The sequence below is a fragment of the Flavobacterium sp. 270 genome, from assembly GCF_004368785.1.
GTDB lineage: Bacteria > Bacteroidota > Bacteroidia > Flavobacteriales > Flavobacteriaceae > Flavobacterium.
Window position 1 is genome coordinate 181,188 of the sequence record NZ_SODM01000003.1, and the last position, 16,909, is coordinate 198,096.

The 16,909-nt window shown below is 32.5% G+C and carries 11 protein-coding genes; 5 read left to right on the top strand and 6 right to left on the bottom strand.

The features are described 5' to 3' along the window. Positions 1 to 18: 18 nt before the first annotated feature. The 3 genes from EV144_RS12250 to EV144_RS12260 are packed head-to-tail and all read right to left on the bottom strand — an operon-like array spanning position 19 to position 4,116. Entirely contained in the window at positions 19 to 2,364 is a 2,346-nt protein-coding gene (locus tag EV144_RS12250; protein WP_134149176.1) for a T9SS type B sorting domain-containing protein, read from the bottom strand. Positions 2,365 to 2,379: 15 nt separating this feature from the next. Beyond that, entirely contained in the window at positions 2,380 to 3,204 is an 825-nt protein-coding gene (locus EV144_RS12255) for an ABC transporter permease (protein WP_134149177.1), read from the bottom strand. Positions 3,205 to 3,207: 3 nt separating this feature from the next. Further along, complete coding sequence (locus EV144_RS12260) at positions 3,208 to 4,116, bottom strand: ABC transporter ATP-binding protein (protein WP_134149178.1); 909 nt, start codon at positions 4,114 to 4,116, stop codon at positions 3,208 to 3,210. A 106-nt stretch (positions 4,117 to 4,222) separates the two neighbouring features. Here EV144_RS12260 and EV144_RS12265 point away from each other — a divergent pair, with 106 nt between their 5' ends. Together EV144_RS12265 and EV144_RS12270 are read left to right on the top strand one after the other, a co-directional pair. Then, positions 4,223 to 5,275 (top strand): hypothetical protein, encoded by a 1,053-nt coding sequence (locus EV144_RS12265; protein WP_134149180.1) that lies wholly within the window; start codon positions 4,223 to 4,225, stop codon positions 5,273 to 5,275. A gap of 286 nt (positions 5,276 to 5,561) precedes the next feature. Beyond that, entirely contained in the window at positions 5,562 to 6,422 is an 861-nt protein-coding gene (locus tag EV144_RS12270) for a hypothetical protein (RefSeq protein WP_134149181.1), read from the top strand. Between the two features lie 134 nt (positions 6,423 to 6,556). Here the strand turns inward: EV144_RS12270 and EV144_RS12275 are convergent, their stop codons facing one another. Then, positions 6,557 to 10,288: a metallophosphoesterase gene (locus tag EV144_RS12275; protein WP_134149183.1), complete on the bottom strand. Its 3,732-nt coding sequence runs from the start codon at positions 10,286 to 10,288 to the stop codon at positions 6,557 to 6,559. A 26-nt stretch (positions 10,289 to 10,314) separates the two neighbouring features. On the opposite strand from EV144_RS12275, the gene EV144_RS12280 reads away from it, so the two are divergent. Then, the gene (locus tag EV144_RS12280) at positions 10,315 to 11,493 is read left to right on the top strand and encodes a Pycsar system effector family protein (protein ID WP_134149184.1); all 1,179 of its coding nucleotides are present in this window, start codon (positions 10,315 to 10,317) and stop codon (positions 11,491 to 11,493) included. Between the two features lie 126 nt (positions 11,494 to 11,619). On the opposite strand, the gene EV144_RS12285 is transcribed toward EV144_RS12280, so the two are convergent. Beyond that, complete coding sequence (locus tag EV144_RS12285; RefSeq protein ID WP_134149186.1) at positions 11,620 to 13,989, bottom strand: GAF domain-containing protein; 2,370 nt, start codon at positions 13,987 to 13,989, stop codon at positions 11,620 to 11,622. A 231-nt stretch (positions 13,990 to 14,220) separates the two neighbouring features. On the opposite strand from EV144_RS12285, the gene EV144_RS12290 reads away from it, so the two are divergent. After that, positions 14,221 to 14,973, top strand: a complete 753-nt coding sequence (locus EV144_RS12290; protein WP_134149187.1) for a glucose 1-dehydrogenase — start codon at positions 14,221 to 14,223, stop codon at positions 14,971 to 14,973. A gap of 97 nt (positions 14,974 to 15,070) precedes the next feature. Then, the gene (locus EV144_RS12295) at positions 15,071 to 15,652 is read left to right on the top strand and encodes a TetR/AcrR family transcriptional regulator (protein WP_134149189.1); all 582 of its coding nucleotides are present in this window, start codon (positions 15,071 to 15,073) and stop codon (positions 15,650 to 15,652) included. Positions 15,653 to 15,729: 77 nt separating this feature from the next. On the opposite strand, the gene EV144_RS12300 is transcribed toward EV144_RS12295, so the two are convergent. Beyond that, positions 15,730 to 16,776, bottom strand: a complete 1,047-nt coding sequence (locus EV144_RS12300; RefSeq protein WP_134149190.1) for a hypothetical protein — start codon at positions 16,774 to 16,776, stop codon at positions 15,730 to 15,732. Between the last annotated feature and the right edge of the window lie 133 nt (positions 16,777 to 16,909).

The window sequence follows — 16,909 nt, forward strand, 5'->3', positions numbered from 1 at the left end:
ATAAATCAAAAAGTCATTTTATCTTTTTAGGCTAAAATGACCTTTTACCGTTTTTCCATCTACAAAAAGTAAAGTAAACCAATAATCATCAGCAGGCAATTGCTGTCCGTTAAAAATTCCGTTCCAACCAGAACCATTTTGATTCATTTGTTTTAAAAATTTACCATAACGATCAAAGATAGAAATGATATAATCAGGAAGTTGGTCTATATTTTTAACATACCATACATCATTATAACCGTCTCCGTTTGGAGTAAAAAATCTCGGATAATCCAAAACGTACAACAAAAACGAATTAGACAATCCGCAGCCGTTTTTATCTCTTGCAATTGCGCGATATATTCCCGGATTTACACCATCAAAATTAGGTTCATTCTGAAAAACAATTCCATCCAAAGAAAATTCATAATTTCCAACTCCGGTATACTGCAAAACAACAGAATTTTCAGGTCCAGCAAAATCTTTTATAACAGCATCAGTTATTACCGCAGGCTCAGACAATACAACTTTAAAATTTTTAGTTTTCTCACAGCCATTGGCATCCGTTACTTTTACCGAATAATTTCCAGGTACAGAAACGGTAATAGTGTTAGTGGTAGATTGCGCCGTGTCATTCCATAAATAACTGCTAAAAGTATTCGCTACAGCTAAATCAATTGCTTCGCCTTTACAAACATATTTTTCTTCGTCTTGAAAATTTGGCGGATTAAAAGTATTGACAACAAGAGTAATTGGTTTTATGTCATAACAATCTGCACCATTTGCCACTCTCGCATAAATTATTTGAGAATTGGGAGTTGTGTTTTTAAAAATATTTGGAAGTGCATTTGTTTCTGCAATAGCATCATTTTGAGTGAGATAATAATTAGCAGTTAAGCCAAGAGGCAGACCCAAAATAAGTTGCGGTGTAACTTGCGCGCTAAGATCAAATTGATATAAACCATCTTGAGTTTCGTCGCCGTCACAAGTTTTTACGGGAGCCTGATCTGCAATAGCTTTATTTGAAATTTGCAAAGTTACTTCTGCAATTTTATAACAGCCGTATTGGTTTTCCAATCTTGCAAAAACGATTTGATTCGCGCTTTTGTTTGTGTATTTTTCCGGTGTTGCAATTGCATTGGTTTTTGCCTGAGCATTTGCTAATGATTCATAATATCCCTTAACTGTAATAGCAGCAACGTTATTTTTGATAAGATTATCTGCTTTACTCAAATTAAAGGCTGAAAAACCATCTGAGTTGTCATCACATTGCACCAAAGTAGAATTTGTAGATAAAATTTCGGGTGTAAATTCAATTTTAATTTCTCCTACAGAAGTACACGATGTTGTTCCTTTTAAATCTGCTTCAACCTTAAAAGTTCCAGTTTCAGTAACGTTATAAGAAGCTTGATTTATACCTGAAATCTGTACTCCGTTTTTATACCATTTAAAATCATACTGCAACGGATCAAGTTGTGTATTTAAAGGTACAGTTTCGCCAAAACAAGGCGGATTATTATTTGCAGTAGTTCGGTCTTGTCCAAAATTTATTTTAGAAGAAAAACTTCCTGCTTCTAGAAAAACAGCAGAATTAAATTGACGAGTATTATCGTCTGCAATTACTAGTTTTAGATGATATTTTTTATTCGGAATTACATCAGTCTGAGCATTCATTACTTTCGTCTGCCCTGCATAATTAATGGGACTGCTTCCCGTATTATAACCATTAAAGTAATTTTCATTAATAGCATCACATCCGTTTTTTACAATTCCCTGAAAAGTAACGGGATCAATTTTTGGATGAATTTCTACAGCAGAAACAGCTGTCGTAGTGTTGGGTAAAACAGCTAAGTTTTTATAATTATCAGGAGAACCGACTTCTTTTATCAAAAAGGCAAAACCATCCGTAAATTCACATGGATAATAACTTTGATACTCATTTGAAGCAAAGATATAATTGAAGCTGATAAAATTTGTAGAAGCTACAAAGTCAAATTCTAACACTGTAGCTTGCGTGCTGTTGCTAATATTTAGTGCCTGATTGAGATCTTCATCGCCAAGCCAGCTTTCATTTTTTACCCCAACTGAAGTTGCTTTATTAAACGGACCTTCGACATTTTTACTGGGTGATGTACTTAAAACAACACCATTTGCAAAAGGAAAAGCACCGCCTCCTGAAGAAAACGAAGCATAACTCTGTCTGTTCATTTCCGGAGTTCCCGATGCATTTATATTATCGATAGTTAGACAAGAACTGTTTATTAAAACGTTTTGTACTAATTCGGCTGGTGTTTTAGTAGGATCTACGGTTATATTTTGCGCATTTACCGTGGCAAATGCGCAACTGATAAGTGTAAAGAATAGAAATGTTTTAAAATGACTCATAGTAGAGCAAATATACTATAAATCTCGATTTTTTAATATTTTGTAAGAAAAACAAACAAATAAGGAAGTCCAGATTAAAGCAATTAAAATTGAATACCAATGCACGCTGTAATCTTTGGAAGCTGCAATTCCAATCTGATTTCCAATAGTCTTGATTAGAGACAATCTTGTAAAAGGCTCAACAATTAAATTAGACATTGATTCTAATGGCAGAATTTGCGAAATGTAACTTCCTACAATATTACGGGGTAAAACCTGAAACATTATTATCCACTCTAAAATGCGCCAGACAAGTATAAAACCTAAAGCAAAAGCAGAACGTTTTATTAAAATCCCAACAAATAAACAAAAAGAGAAAAAGCCAACCAGTTCAATAAAATAAGCCAATAGATATTCTAAATCACTAAAAATTATACCAAATTCATTATAAGAAGAATAACATAACCCTAATATTAAGCTCATTATAAAAATAAAAATGGTAGAACATAATGCGAAAAAGACAACCGTTAAAAATTTAGATAAGATAAATTCGTCTTTTCTTAAACCATCTATTAAATTTTGTTTTAAAGTTCCGTAACTATATTCATTTGCCATCATCGAAACGATTACTACACCAAGAAAAAATTGAAACCAAGTGGCAAAATAAGTATTGAAATGCCAGATAAACGGAAAATTGAAAATTCCCATTTCTGCCGGATCAACATGAATAGGACCAATATCATATTTAATTGAAACAGATAAAGCGATAAATGAAAGTAAAATAAAATAGGTAAGTGTAAGAACACGACTGGCTTTATTCATCCAGATTTTTTGCAATTCTATAGATAATAATCTCTTCATGGTTTAGTTTTTTGAGGTCGTGTTTTTGGTTAATTCTAAAAATTGTGCTTCTAAACTATTTTTGCGTTTTACTAAATGACTTAGCGCAATATTTTTAGAAAACAAATACAAATTCAATTCTGATGCTGAAATATCTGATTTTAAATAAACCAAAACCTTTCCGTCTTCTTCTTTTACACGGTCAACTGCAACATGTTCGCTTAAAACAGTTTTCAGCACTTCATTATCATTTGCCTGAACTTCAAAGAAACCTTCATTAGAAGACATTCCGTCAACAGAACCTGAATATAAAATTTCACCTTTTCTTAAAACAATTACATGCGAACACACTTTTTCGACTTCGTCTAATAAATGTGAAGCCAATAAAATAGTTGTTCCCTGCGAAGCAATTTTTTTGATAATATCTCGAATCTGATGAATTCCCTGTGGATCTAGACCATTTGTAGGTTCGTCTAAAATTAAAATTTCAGGATCGTTTAAAAGTGCCGATGCAATTGCCAAACGCTGTTTCATCCCTAGAGAAAAAGTACTGAATTTGCTGTCCTTTCTTTCGAACAAACCCACTAAATCTAACTTTTCCTGAATTTTAGCGTAACTAATATTCTTTATTTTGCAGACCAATTTTAGGTTTTCTTCGGCCGTCATATACGGGTAAAAGTTCGGTCTTTCTATAATAGCGCCTACTTTTTTTAAAGCTTCGTATGTCTGTACTTTTCCATCAAACCAGCTGTAACTTCCGGAAGATTTATTTACAACATTTAAAACAATACCTAAAGTAGTTGATTTTCCACTTCCGTTAGGACCTAAAATGCCGTACACACGACCTTTTTGTATATCAAAAGATACATTTTTTAAGGCTTGAATACGCCCGTATCTTTTATGAAGATTCTCAATTTTTAATATGGTTTCCAAATTTTTTCGGTTTTAGTTATTAGTATGACGAATCAACTCTTTTTTTGTTACTTTAAATTCTGACTTTAAATGCTATTGATGTAAATTTGTACTAAAGATATTCAAAATGAGTGAGCCTTTAATGGTTTTAAAAAAACCTTCTTTTCCTTTAACGCAGCCACTTTTAAGTTATTTAGAGCGATTTGAACGTATTTCTAAAGTTTCTGTGTTCTATGATGATCTGCTAAGGTTTTCCGGATCCATAAATGTATACGATAAAAATGATACCGATACACTTTGGATCAGGGTTTATTATGGCGAATTTGAACGCAGTGAAATTGATTTAAATCTGAAAAAAATATACTCGCTCCTGCATTCTGATGGAAACAGTGAGATTATTCAATTCCTGAATGTAGATGCAATTGACTATTGTACTTTTGGAAATTCAAAACCTTTTAGAATCAAAGTGCGTAATATTCTCAATGATAATTATGTTCATTTTTATATTAAAAAAGCAGACGCTTCCAGAATTTACGGTTTGGAATTGGAAGATATTCTTTCGCCAGATAAAATCAACTTTTTGGTTTATAATGATACTTTGATTGAAGAACATATTATCGGAATTCCCGGTGATGTTTTTATGGATACTTTATTGGATTCCTGCACCGAAATGGAAAAAGCGCAGATTGCAAAAGAGTTCGTAAAGTTTAATGAGCGCTGTATGATTCGGCTTTTGGGCGACATGCGGGCTTATAATTATGTCATCGTTCCGATTCATGATTTTGATCAGGTAGTCTATAAAATTCGTCCGATAGATTTTGACCAGCAATGTTACGAAGGGAATTTTAAAGTCTATCGTCCGCAGTTTTTTAAGGAAAATTTCCCGATGATTCAACTGATAAAAGAAAAGCTAGAAGAACGTTCGATCATTCAATATAAAGATGAGGAAAGGGCAATTTTAGCCAAACGTATTCATTCGGCAGAAACCAGAATCAAAAAATTGTTGAGTATTATGTGTCACGATACGATTTCGACAGAAGAACATCTGAATCAACTAAAAATGGAATTGTACCGTTACACCAATGATATGAAATTTAAAAATGCCAGATCTATGGGACATATTATGTTTGCCGCTTTTGAATTTATTACCCGTAACTTTAAGAATACTAATCTAATTTGATTTTACCATATAAGTTATATAAGTTCATTTAATAAAAACTTAAATTGTCTTATATAATTTGCGTGGTTTAATAATTATATAAGTTCATTTAATAAAACTTAAATTATCTTATATAACTTACATGGTTTAATAATAAGTTATATAAGTTCATTTAATAAAAACTTAAATTGTCTTATATAACTTGGGTGGTTTAATAATTATATAAGTTCATTTAATAAAACTTAAATTATCTTATATAACTTATATGGTTTAATACTATTTTGCTTTTATTTTAATAAACTAGACTATGAAAAAGTTTTTTTTACTTGGAGTTTCCATTGCTTTATTGGCTTGTCAGCAACAATCAGATACTGATTTTAAGACGCTTTATTCACTTCCTAAAAAATTAAAAGAAGTTTCTGGCATTGCCTATTTTCCAGAAAATAAATTGCTTTATACTTTAGAAGACAGCGGAAATAAAAATGCAATTTATGCCATAAATACTGAAGGTAAATTAAATAAAACCATTACGATTACCAATGCCACAAATGTGGACTGGGAAGATATTACAAAAGATAAAAAAGGAAATATCTACATTGGCGATTTTGGAAACAATGCTAACGAACGCAGAGATTTATGTATTTATAAAGTTGCCAAGAGCGAATTGAATAAAGAAAATGCGGTTTCAGAATATAAAATTTCTTTTTCGTACCCAGAGCAAACCGAATTTCCTCCGAAGAAAAAAGAACTGTTTTATGATGTTGAAGGTTTTTTCGAATATCAAAATTACTTTTATCTCTTCACTAAAAACAGAAGCAAAAATTTTGACGGAACTGCTTTTATCTACAAAATCCTAAACGCACCCGGAAAACAAAAAGCGACAAAAATAGGAGAGTTTAAAACCTGCAACAATTACAATCATTGCGTTCTAACAAGCGCTACAATAAGCCCGGACGGCAAAAAAGTAGTTTTGCTAAGTCATGACAAAATTGTTTTGTTTAAAAATTTCAAAGGCGACGCATTCCACAAAGGCACACAAACCGAATTAATGCTGGGCAACTTCACACAAAAAGAAGCCATAGTTTTCAAAGACAACAACACCTTATTAATAGCCGACGAAAAAACAAATAAAGTAGGAGGGAAAGTCTATGAGTTTAGATTAAAGTAAAGGTTCAGAGGTGCAAAGGAACAAAGGAACAAAGGTTCAAAGCGACACAAAGCTGAAAAGCACAAAGTTCAAAGGGGCAAAGATTTTCAACTAAAATCTTTGCCCCTTTGCACCTCTGAACCTTAGAACCTTCGCTAGAAACTATATGCCGCTCCAAAAATAACCCTTCCAACTTCGTCAGGAGATTTAAAATAAGAGATTCGGGCTGTAATAGAATTTACAGCATTAACCCAAAGACCACCACCGTAATCCTGATGCCATTTTTTAGATTGTTCACCGTCAAGCCAGATTCTTCCGTAGTCGAAACCACCTAAAATTCCGTAAGTTAACGGAGCAACAGTACGCTGAATTTTACCAATTGTAAGTCTTAAATCACTGCTTTGAGAGAAGTAAGAATTACCAAGAAAACGTTCGTTTCTGTAACCACGTAAATCCTTATCGCCACCTAAAACAGCACCTTGATAAAATTCATAATTGTTATTAAGAATCGCTTTTCCTTTAAGATAAGTCGCCAGAATCAATTTTCCGTTTTTGTCAATTTTATGAGTAAAACCCAAAATACTTTCCAGTGTAGGGAAGTTTTGTTTTGTGTCGTCTAAATTTGCCGTCCAGCTGGCTTCAATTACAAAAGCCATTCCAAGCGTTGGTTTCGCTTTAAAATCAGAATTTTTAAAACTATATTTAATTTTTGCGCCTCCAAAGACTTTACTTTCAAAAACATCAGAATTAATAATACCCGGAGTATTTATAAATCTGCCATCAGTATCTTCCACTTTCATTTGTTCTAAAAAAGACTGAAAACTAAATTCGCTTCCATAACGACCAACATGTCTAACAGCACCAGAAACTTTAAACTGCTGAATTCGAACCCTGTTGTAATCCATGTCATATTTCTGATCCTCATTTATCGTTTCGTTTCCGTAACCAAAATAGTTTTTGGCAAAATTTGGAGTAGTGTACTGCGATTCAACATCAATAACCCATTTGCCCAATAACCCAGGGAAATGTGCCGCATAATTAAACTCAAGACCACCGGTAGCAAAATAATAAAAAGCGTTTAAAATGTGTTTTTGGGTGTAAGGATTCTGTTTGAAATTATTAACGGTATAATTTAAATTAACCCCAACTTTTACACCATCATCAGGATTAAAACCAATATTCGGAAGTCCCGAAATTACATTGTATTTCGGTCTTTGATAATTGTATTGATTTACATCGTAATCATCTGTCAACTGTGTTTGCGTTTTAGAATCTAGGTTATACGTGTTTTGTTTCGATTTAAAATCGTAAACAATAACCCTTTTTCCGTTTTCAATATTGTAAGTATCATTGTTTTGACCTCCAATTAAACGAATTTTAATATTCGATTTCTGATTTCCTGTTACCTGAAAAACGTCATCATCGTCTAAACCATAAACCCATAAATTTTTAGTTTTGTCATCAGTAAGGATTTTAGTGTAAACCAAATCATCGCCTTCTTTTTTAATTCTAAAAACCTGAACTTCTATACTTTTTCTGCCATTATGAGTAATAACAAATTTGTCTTTTTTATCCGTTCCGGCAATCATTACCGTTTTGCTTAAAACATCAAAATAAGTTGCTGCATATTGCTGCAATTCTTTCTTTCTGTTCTTTAATTTTCTTTTGATATCTTCAATCGTTTCATCCTGAACTTCTTTCGGAAGTTTCTTAAACGCATTATCAATATCAGCATCAGATAAATTTTCCTGAATATATTTTGCCTGCTCCAGCCAGTCTTTTTCAACCGAAGTTCTTAAGAAAGCCAAATCCAGCGGATAAGGTTCTCTGCTTAGCCATTTTACATTATCAATTTTATTTTTAAAACTACGCATGTGGCGTAAAGACGGAATATTCATTAAAAGAGAAAGTAAAGTTCCATCATATTTTACAAAAGCCTGATCGCGATCGCGCGCAATCGGAACGTAAACTACTTTATCCCCTTTTTTATGTTCTGCCCAGCGCCATTGATCGCTGTGTCTGTCCCAATCGCCAATAAGCATATCAAACAAACGTGCTTTTATATATTCCTTCTCATCAACAGAATATTTTTCATCTTTATGAAGATTCAGCATCAAATCATCGGTACTGATAATATTTGTCGGATTTCCGAAGTTTTTAGCGTCCAAATGATTATCGGCTGGTCTTTCTTCAATCATATACAAACCATCTCCAAAATTCGAATTAAATTCTTTCAATGCATTTTGTTTCGGAATGTAATATAAAACCGGATTGGTGTGCGGTAATTTTAATTTATCAGACATACTGCCAATCACAAACGGCGTATAAGGATGCGAAGTCGTGTAGAAATCCAAAAGGAAATTTTCTGCATACGTATCTTCAAAATCATTTACAATATATTGATCTTTAAAAGCAACCGACTGCAAAAATACCGTGGCACTTTTTTTAAGCGCTCTCATAACATATTCTCTGCCTTGCGGATCTGCAACACGCAGTGATACCGATTGATGTCCGCCGCCTTCGCGAATAGGTTTCAGTCCGCCCATAAGCGTATCCAAAGTTGCTGTTTTAGCCTCAATTGGCATGCTGTAATATTTTCTGTAATGATTTCCGAATAAAAATTTATGCACGATACTTTTATGCGTCATTTCCGGAGTATAAATAGAAGTTGTAAAAGTCGATGGGAATTTATTCTCATTGGCCGCCCAATTAAATTCTTTGGCTTTTATGATTTCATGCTCAAAAAGCATTTTTTCTTTATTATTTTCATTGCCAAAATAAGTCACTTTTGCATCACCGCTTTTAAACAAAGTCAGCATAGCATAACCATTTCCTCCGTACGAAAAATCATTTGGGTTTATTGCTCTCGCAGCTTCAGATTTAGAACCGGCACCGCTGATAATCTGTTTGATATTTTCTTTATTAATATACTGAAGATTATGATCGTGGCCCGAAACTACAATTACATTTTTTTGTTTCTGTAAAAGCGTTTTAATTCGCTTGGCATAAATGGTATATTGTTTATTCTGAATGTCCTGCGGACTTACTCCAGATGTTTTTCGTAACAAATTAATAAAAGATCCAATTATCGGAAGCGGGATTTTTTGCTCTAAAGGAAACAATTGTTTTTCTAAAGAAAACTGTCCGCCGTGGGTCCCGTTGCTCAACAAAGGATGGTGAATAGCAATGACAACTGTTTTCTCCTGATTTTTATTTAAAATACTTTCCAGTTCCTTAAAGAAATCTTCTCTCGTTTTTATGTCGCAATTATCATTTATCGTTGGGTGATTGTCCCAGTCTTCCAGAAACCATTCACTATCAATAGCTATCAACGTTGCCGTACTGTCAATTTTTACGTCTTCTATAGGACAGCCTTTTCTAGGCAGAAATGCTTTTTTATTATTAAGATGTTTTGTTACAAAATCAGCCTGACTTTCCAATCCTTTTATACCACTGTACCAATCGTGATTTCCGGGAATTACAATAGTTTTTCCTTTAAAACCATCGGCTAATTTTAATTGATTGGTTAGTTTTGTTTCTGCCAAAGCTTTTTCAGAAGGATTGTTATCACTCGGAAAACCTTTCGGATAAATATTATCGCCTAAGAAAAGCAAAGTGGCTTTTTTATTTGATTTTTTAAGTTTAGTATGCAGTAATTCAAGCGTCTGTTGTGCCTGTGGTTCATCTGCGTTTCCTGCATCTCCAACCAAATAAAAAGTATGTGCAATTTTTATCGTATCAGTTGCGTTTTCATTTTCGTTTGCGCTTACATTTTTTCCATACTGCGCTTTGTGCGTCGCACAGGAATTAAGTATAAATAGGGAAGCCGTAACAATAGTATAATTTTTAATTATCGTAATAAAATGATTATCCGAAAACAATTTCATAATTTAGTGGTATTAAAATATTCTTTATGAATCTAATAGAACAATCCGAAGATTTCGTCAGTAATTTACTCAAAGATAAACTTTCTAATTTATATTCTTACCATAATATTAACCATACTTTTAATGTAGTTAGTGCAGTTAATAAGCTTTGTACCAAGGAGAAGGTAGATGGCAAAGAAAAAGATATGCTTTTGGTCGCCGCCTGGTTTCACGATACAGGTTATGTAAATGGAGTAGAAGACCATGAAAATGAGAGCATAAAGATTGCCACAAAGTTTCTAAAAGAAAAAGGACAATCCGACGAATTTATTGCTCACGTAGCGAAACTTATTCTGGCTACAGCAAAATCTTATGTGCCGCAAACCCATCTTGAGAAGATAATAAAAGATGCAGATTATGTGCATCTGGCAAGTTTGGAGTACGAATCTACTTGCGAATTATTGCGATTTGAGTTGAAAAAAACCATGAATATTTCTTTTAACAGCATACAATGGGCAAGAGAAAATCTGGATTTTTTAATGAACAAGCATAAATTTTACACGGATTATGCTTTGAAAAAATGGCAGCCATTAAAAGAAAAAAACATTGCAACCGTTCAGAAAAGATTCAATAAAGAAGAATTAAAACAGGCAAAAGCTTTAGAAGCCGAAGAAAAAAAGAAAGACAAAGTAGAAAAACCAGACCGCGGTGTTGATACTTTATTTCGTGTTACTTTAGGAAATCATACCCGTTTAAGCGGTATTGCCGATAGTAAAGCGAATATTTTATTGTCTGTAAATGCCATTATTATTTCGATTGCACTTTCTTCTATTATTCCAAAACTAGACAGCCCGAAAAATGCTCACTTGGTAATTCCGACATTTATTATGCTAATGTCAAGCGTAATTACCATCATTTTCGCCATTCTTTCTACACGACCAAAAGTAACTTCGGGTTATTTTTCGCGTGATGATGTACAGAATAAAAAGGTTAATTTGATGTTCTTCGGAAATTTCTATAAAATGCCTCTTGAAGATTACGATTGGGCAATGAATGAAATGATGAAAGACCGTGATTATTTATATTCAACCATGATCAAAGATTTGTATTATCTAGGTTTGGTTTTACAACGAAAATATAATTTACTGCGAATAGCTTACAACTTTTTCATGTTCGGTCTTATTGTAACCGTGATTTCGTTTGTAATAGCTTTTAAAAGTATATAATTAAAGTAAGCGATTAAATCCCTATCAAATTTTGACGCGGATAAAAACGGATCCTTTTCTTATAATAGAATCCGTTTTTATCCGCGTCTTTAAGAAGTAAATCCGTCTTTTAACTTACACAAGCTGTTAATTAAGCTCGTCTAATAAATCCTGATAAGTAATTTTCTTTGCAGCGGCGTTTGTAATGTTGTTGATCACTTTTACTCGAATCGCTCTTAAACCAGAAACACCTTGTAAATCTTCAATTTCAAATTGTTCAATTGCAGGTTCTAAGACTTTCTTGTGCTGTAAGTATTTAATATATTTTAAATACTCGGCCTCTTCACTGTTTTGAGAATATACAATTGTAATTTTTTCTTTCTCCGTAATACGTTCCTTGCTGCCTTTTATGTGTGCTTTGTCAATACGTTTTTTAACGACTTCGTATCTTGCATTATAAGTACCGTCAACATCAAAACGTTTTTCATCCATTCTAAAACGAATAGAAAGCGCAGAGCTGAAAACCAAAATTAACGAAGTTACATCCAATTCATAAGGAAGAGATTCCTTAAGCTGATGATGTTCCAATTCCATTTCGCATAAAGTCTGCAGCTGCCATAAACGCAGATTGTGCAGGTACATAATATCAAAAGGTTTTGTTGGCGCAATCGACGCTCCTATATATAAGTTATGCTCAACACCATCTGTTTTAAAACGTTCGTAATAATGCGGATAAATTTGTTGCGCCTCAACTTGTTTTTTATCCAGAACCGAAGCCAGTTTTTTATTGATAATAGACATCGCATTATCAAACTTCTTTCTTTCCTGATAAAACATACCGGTTTTTTCGTCCAGACTTTCAAAATACAATTCCTCAAGTTTTTCGCTTTTGGCTGTATTTCTTGTATTTTTTAATAATGGATGTATTTCTTCCTCAATATAACGCTGAATATGTTGTTCTGTATCTGCTTTTAATGGCTCGTCAAGTTCATCACGAAGCGATTCAATTTCAAACTTACGCTGTTCCAAAAGCATTAAATTGCTGTTTGGTTTCTGATTTTCGAAAATTTCAAGAATCGTGGTAAGCTGGTTTTTTAAATCTCTTTTTACTGTTTCATTTCTATGCTCAGAAGAACCTTTAATATCAATTTGTCCGTATAAAGGAAAAACATTTTTAAAGACAATTTCCTTAAAAATATAATCTTTCGTTGGATTATTATTTTGAAAGTAATTTTGAGATTCTTTTTTAAATTTCCAATAAACACTTGGGTGAATCGTTGTGTATTCACGCTGAATAATCGCTTCAACCTGATGTTGCATATCCGTATTATAACGATCAATAGTATCCGTTAAATACGGTAAAACCAATTCTAGTTTAGTTGCATTAACCGTATTTAAAGCTCTTGGCTTTTCTGAAACTAATTCTACAACACCCAATAAATGCCCGTCTTTAATAACCGGCGCAAAAACACAGCTTTGAATATTTTGCTGTAATAAATGTTCGCCCAATCTTTTATTTGGTGCTTCTTCTATAAATTTATGAACATTAGAAATAACGAAAGGTTCGTTATGGTCTAATAATTTTTCAAAAGAACAGCCAAAAAGAGCGTTTTTACAATCGACCTCATGTTCTGATGAAAGTAAAAAACTTTGCAATTGATTGTCATATTTTACTGGTCGGATAAATTTTTCTTCCTCCGCATTATAAATTATAAAACCAACTTTAAGATCAGGAATTTTAAAAATAGATTTAAAAATATCTACAATAATATCATTTGAAGCAACCGTTTTTGAATCCGGTTTAAGCAAATTACTTTTTAGATTAGAAATCGCACTTTCTGTAGTAGCATCAAATAAAGAAACAATTCCGAAACCTTTTAAAGTCCAGCTTCCAACAGGAAATTTAGATTTCCAAAGCTCGATATCATTATAATTATCAAGCAGTAAATCAATATCGTCCTGAGTAAGTGTAACCGAATTTTCTGTTGGAGTAATTTCCATAAAATCCGCATTATACAAAATACGGTAATGTTTTTCAATTCCGTTTTCGTCTGGAATATCGTAGAAAAAGATTTTATTAAAGTCAATATTCTGTTTGTAATACGTACTTAAAATCAGGCAGCAATTGTTGATATAGAATTGGTGACTGTCAAAATCACGAATTTCCATATAGAATTCGTCGCCCGCATTGCGTAAAATCTTCTTGAAACGTTCTGTATAATTGAAAGATAAATTTTGAAACGGAATCGTAACCGCCTTTATCTCATTGTTTGTTAAAGCAGTAGGAAATAAATCTGCTAATATGTTTTTTATTAAAGCTTCATTCTTTTTAATAATGGAGTAGTCCTCAATCCCTGTTCTTAATTCTGGAATAGTTGCTATTTCTTTTAAAATAGCTTTGGCGTAATTAGAGCGGTAATCAACATTAGATAAGGCGATTTCCTCAAAAGATTCAATTAGTCTATGAAATGAGATTATGGTTTTGAAAGGACTTTCGTTGTGTAAAAGACTATTCATTGGATATTTGTTTTTTAGAGTACAAAATTAAGCATAAATTAAGAATGTTTATCATTTTGTTATCTCTTTCGCTTATGGTACGATAGATTTAGGCTTAGTAAAAATGGCGTATTTACTGGGGTCTTTTTTATTTAACAAAAATTTAACAATAATAATAACGGAACGATCGTTCCGTTATTATATCTTTGTACCATAATAATTGAATAATCAATAACTTAATAAACAATTAAAATGAAAAATTTAGAAAACAAAGTTGCTATAGTAACAGGTGGAAACAGTGGAATTGGATATGCAGCTGCAGCTGATTTAGTATCAAAAGGTGCAAAAGTAATTGTAACAGGAAGAAACAAAGAAGCTTTGGCTAAAGCCGAAACAGAATTGAATGTTACCGGAATTGTGGCAGATCAATCGGATTTAAAATCAATTGATAATTTGGTAGCTCAGGTAAAAGAGCAATTCGGAAAAGTTGATATTTTATTCTTAAATGCAGGAATTGCAGCATTTGCTCCAGTAGATTTAGCTTCAGAAGATCATTACGACAGTATTATGAATGTGAATGTAAAAGGGGTTTATTTTACAGTTCAAAAAGTATTACCAATTTTAAACGATGGTGGTTCTATTATTTTTAATACTTCAGTAAATGCTCAATTAGGTATGCCGGGTTCAAGTGTATACGGAGCAAGTAAAGCAGCCGTTTTATCATTAAACAGAATATTTGCTGCAGAATTAGCACCAAGAAAAATCAGAGTAAATGCTGTTTCTCCTGGTCCAATTGAAACTCCTTTATATGGTAAAGTTGGTCTAGAGAAAGAAGAAGTAGAAGGTTTAGGTGCTGCTTTGGGACAAAAGATTTTATTGAAACGTTTTGGACAAGCTGCTGAGGTTGCAAAAACAATTTCTTTCCTTGCTTCAGATGATGCATCATTCATTACAGGTACTGAGATTGTTGTAGACGGTGGACTTACTGTAAATACTGTATTATAATTTTTTGCTCTAATTCAGGAACGATTGTTCCGTATTTTTTGTATCTTTGTAATGAATTACAGAAGAGAATTAAAGAAAACAATTTAATTTTGAAGTCATGGCTAGAACAAAAGAATTTAATGAAGATCAGGCTTTAGACAAAGCAATAGAGATTTTTTGGCACAAAGGCTATAACGGTACATCGGCGCAGGATTTGGTAACTTATTTAGGATTAAGCCGTTCTAGTTTGTACGATACTTTTGGCGATAAACAGCAATTATTTGCAAAATCGTTAAAACGTTACCAACAGCAAGGACAAGATCATGTAATCGAGCTTCTGGAAAATTCTGAGAATGTAAAAAATACGTTTCAGGATATCTTTAAACAAGCTGTTGTAGAAAGTCTTGAAGACCGAATTACAAAAGGTTGTTTTATGGTCAATTCGGCAGTAGAACTTGCTATGCACGATACTGAAATTGCAAAAGTGGTTACCGATAACCAAAAAGTGATGGAAGAAGTTTTTTATAAAGCAGTCAAAAAAGGGCAGGAGCAAGGTCATATTTCCACTAAAATGGAAGCCAGATTATTAGCCAGATTTATATTTAATAATTATTCTGGAATAAGAGTTTTGGCCCGTGCCGGAGAAAAAGACAAACAAGTTTACGATGATATTCTCAAAGCCTTGTTTTCTTTATTCTAAAGATTTAGAAAACATTAAAATAAAAAACGGCAGTTACAAATTGTAACTGCCGTTTTTTATTTTTCAAATTTTTAATGTCAACTAAATTTAGTTAATGTACAATAATCGTGATTTCCGGAAAGCTGATATAAATGCTCGGTGCCAAATGAGTCTAATACCTTAATCTCGGTTTTAAAACTATCATTATTATAAAAACTAAAATCGTCTTTCTTTTTACTGCTCAAAAAGAAATTTACAGGATTAGATCTATTTCCTGATTTTATCTTTAAAGGAAGTGTGATATCCCACGGAATATGGTTTTCAGTATTTTGTATAGACATTATAGTAAATTCACTGCCGGTACTTGAAATCTCAATCTGAATAACTGCCGAGTCTTTAAAGATTAATGATGATTCTAAAACAATACTCCATCCTTCTTCAATTGACGTAATACGATAAGCTTTGCGTGATTTTAAAAGATCGCTTCCTGTAAAAGTATTACTTTGGGAAACATCAAAATCTCTGGCAAATGCATTCTTTAATTCTGATTTTAATACCGTAATCTTATCTAATTGTGCTTTGTTTTGATCATAGCATTCTTCTAGTTTTAACCCTGATGATTCAAGAAAAAAACCGGGAATGACTGTAAAATCAATTTTATCAGCATATACTTTTTCTACTTTTAAGTACATTTTTGATTGGTCATTGTTATCTTTTAGATCTTCTAAAACAAAAAATTGATTTCGTTTGGCTTTTTCAATTTTGGTGTCAAATTGGCCGACACTTTCTATAAAAGAAACACGATCTTGTTGATCTCGATTATAATTCTCTATTTTTTCTTGTGAAGAATAAATTAAAAATCCAAGCGCAATTAAAATCAGCCATGTATAAGTATACCAAGGACTTCTAATTTTTAGCTGTCTGTTTTGAATATGATAATGATACTCTAGCGGAAGTTCATATAATTCTCCGTTTCGTCTAATTGCCCATTCTTTTCCAGTTCCACAAAAAGGAATCCAATAAATATGAAAATAATTTTGTCTGACTTCTATATTGAAATCTATACTGGAATCGGATATAAATCCTAATTCCTGAGGGCTGAATTCTCTAATTTTGAAATTTCGCTGACCGAAAACTATTCTCATATTTGGGGAGTATTTTTGTTAGATAGGCTTTTGTTTTTTTATAATTTTAAAATAGGGCAAAAAAAATTTCCACGAATATATAAATTATTAGGTAAAAGATTATTAATCGAAAATAAACTTTTGATAATTTATA

Coding starts and splice junctions, on each gene's coding strand:
- EV144_RS12250 (WP_134149176.1), bottom strand. CDS start 2,364: ATGAGTCATTTTAAAACATTTCTATTCTTTACACTTATCAGTTGCGCA.
- EV144_RS12255 (WP_134149177.1), bottom strand. CDS start 3,204: ATGAAGAGATTATTATCTATAGAATTGCAAAAAATCTGGATGAATAAA.
- EV144_RS12265 (WP_134149180.1), top strand. CDS start 4,223: ATGAGTGAGCCTTTAATGGTTTTAAAAAAACCTTCTTTTCCTTTAACG.
- EV144_RS12270 (WP_134149181.1), top strand. CDS start 5,562: ATGAAAAAGTTTTTTTTACTTGGAGTTTCCATTGCTTTATTGGCTTGT.
- EV144_RS12275 (WP_134149183.1), bottom strand. CDS start 10,288: ATGAAATTGTTTTCGGATAATCATTTTATTACGATAATTAAAAATTAT.
- EV144_RS12280 (WP_134149184.1), top strand. CDS start 10,315: ATGAATCTAATAGAACAATCCGAAGATTTCGTCAGTAATTTACTCAAA.
- EV144_RS12285 (WP_134149186.1), bottom strand. CDS start 13,989: ATGAATAGTCTTTTACACAACGAAAGTCCTTTCAAAACCATAATCTCA.
- EV144_RS12290 (WP_134149187.1), top strand. CDS start 14,221: ATGAAAAATTTAGAAAACAAAGTTGCTATAGTAACAGGTGGAAACAGT.
- EV144_RS12295 (WP_134149189.1), top strand. CDS start 15,071: ATGGCTAGAACAAAAGAATTTAATGAAGATCAGGCTTTAGACAAAGCA.
- EV144_RS12300 (WP_134149190.1), bottom strand. CDS start 16,776: ATGAGAATAGTTTTCGGTCAGCGAAATTTCAAAATTAGAGAATTCAGC.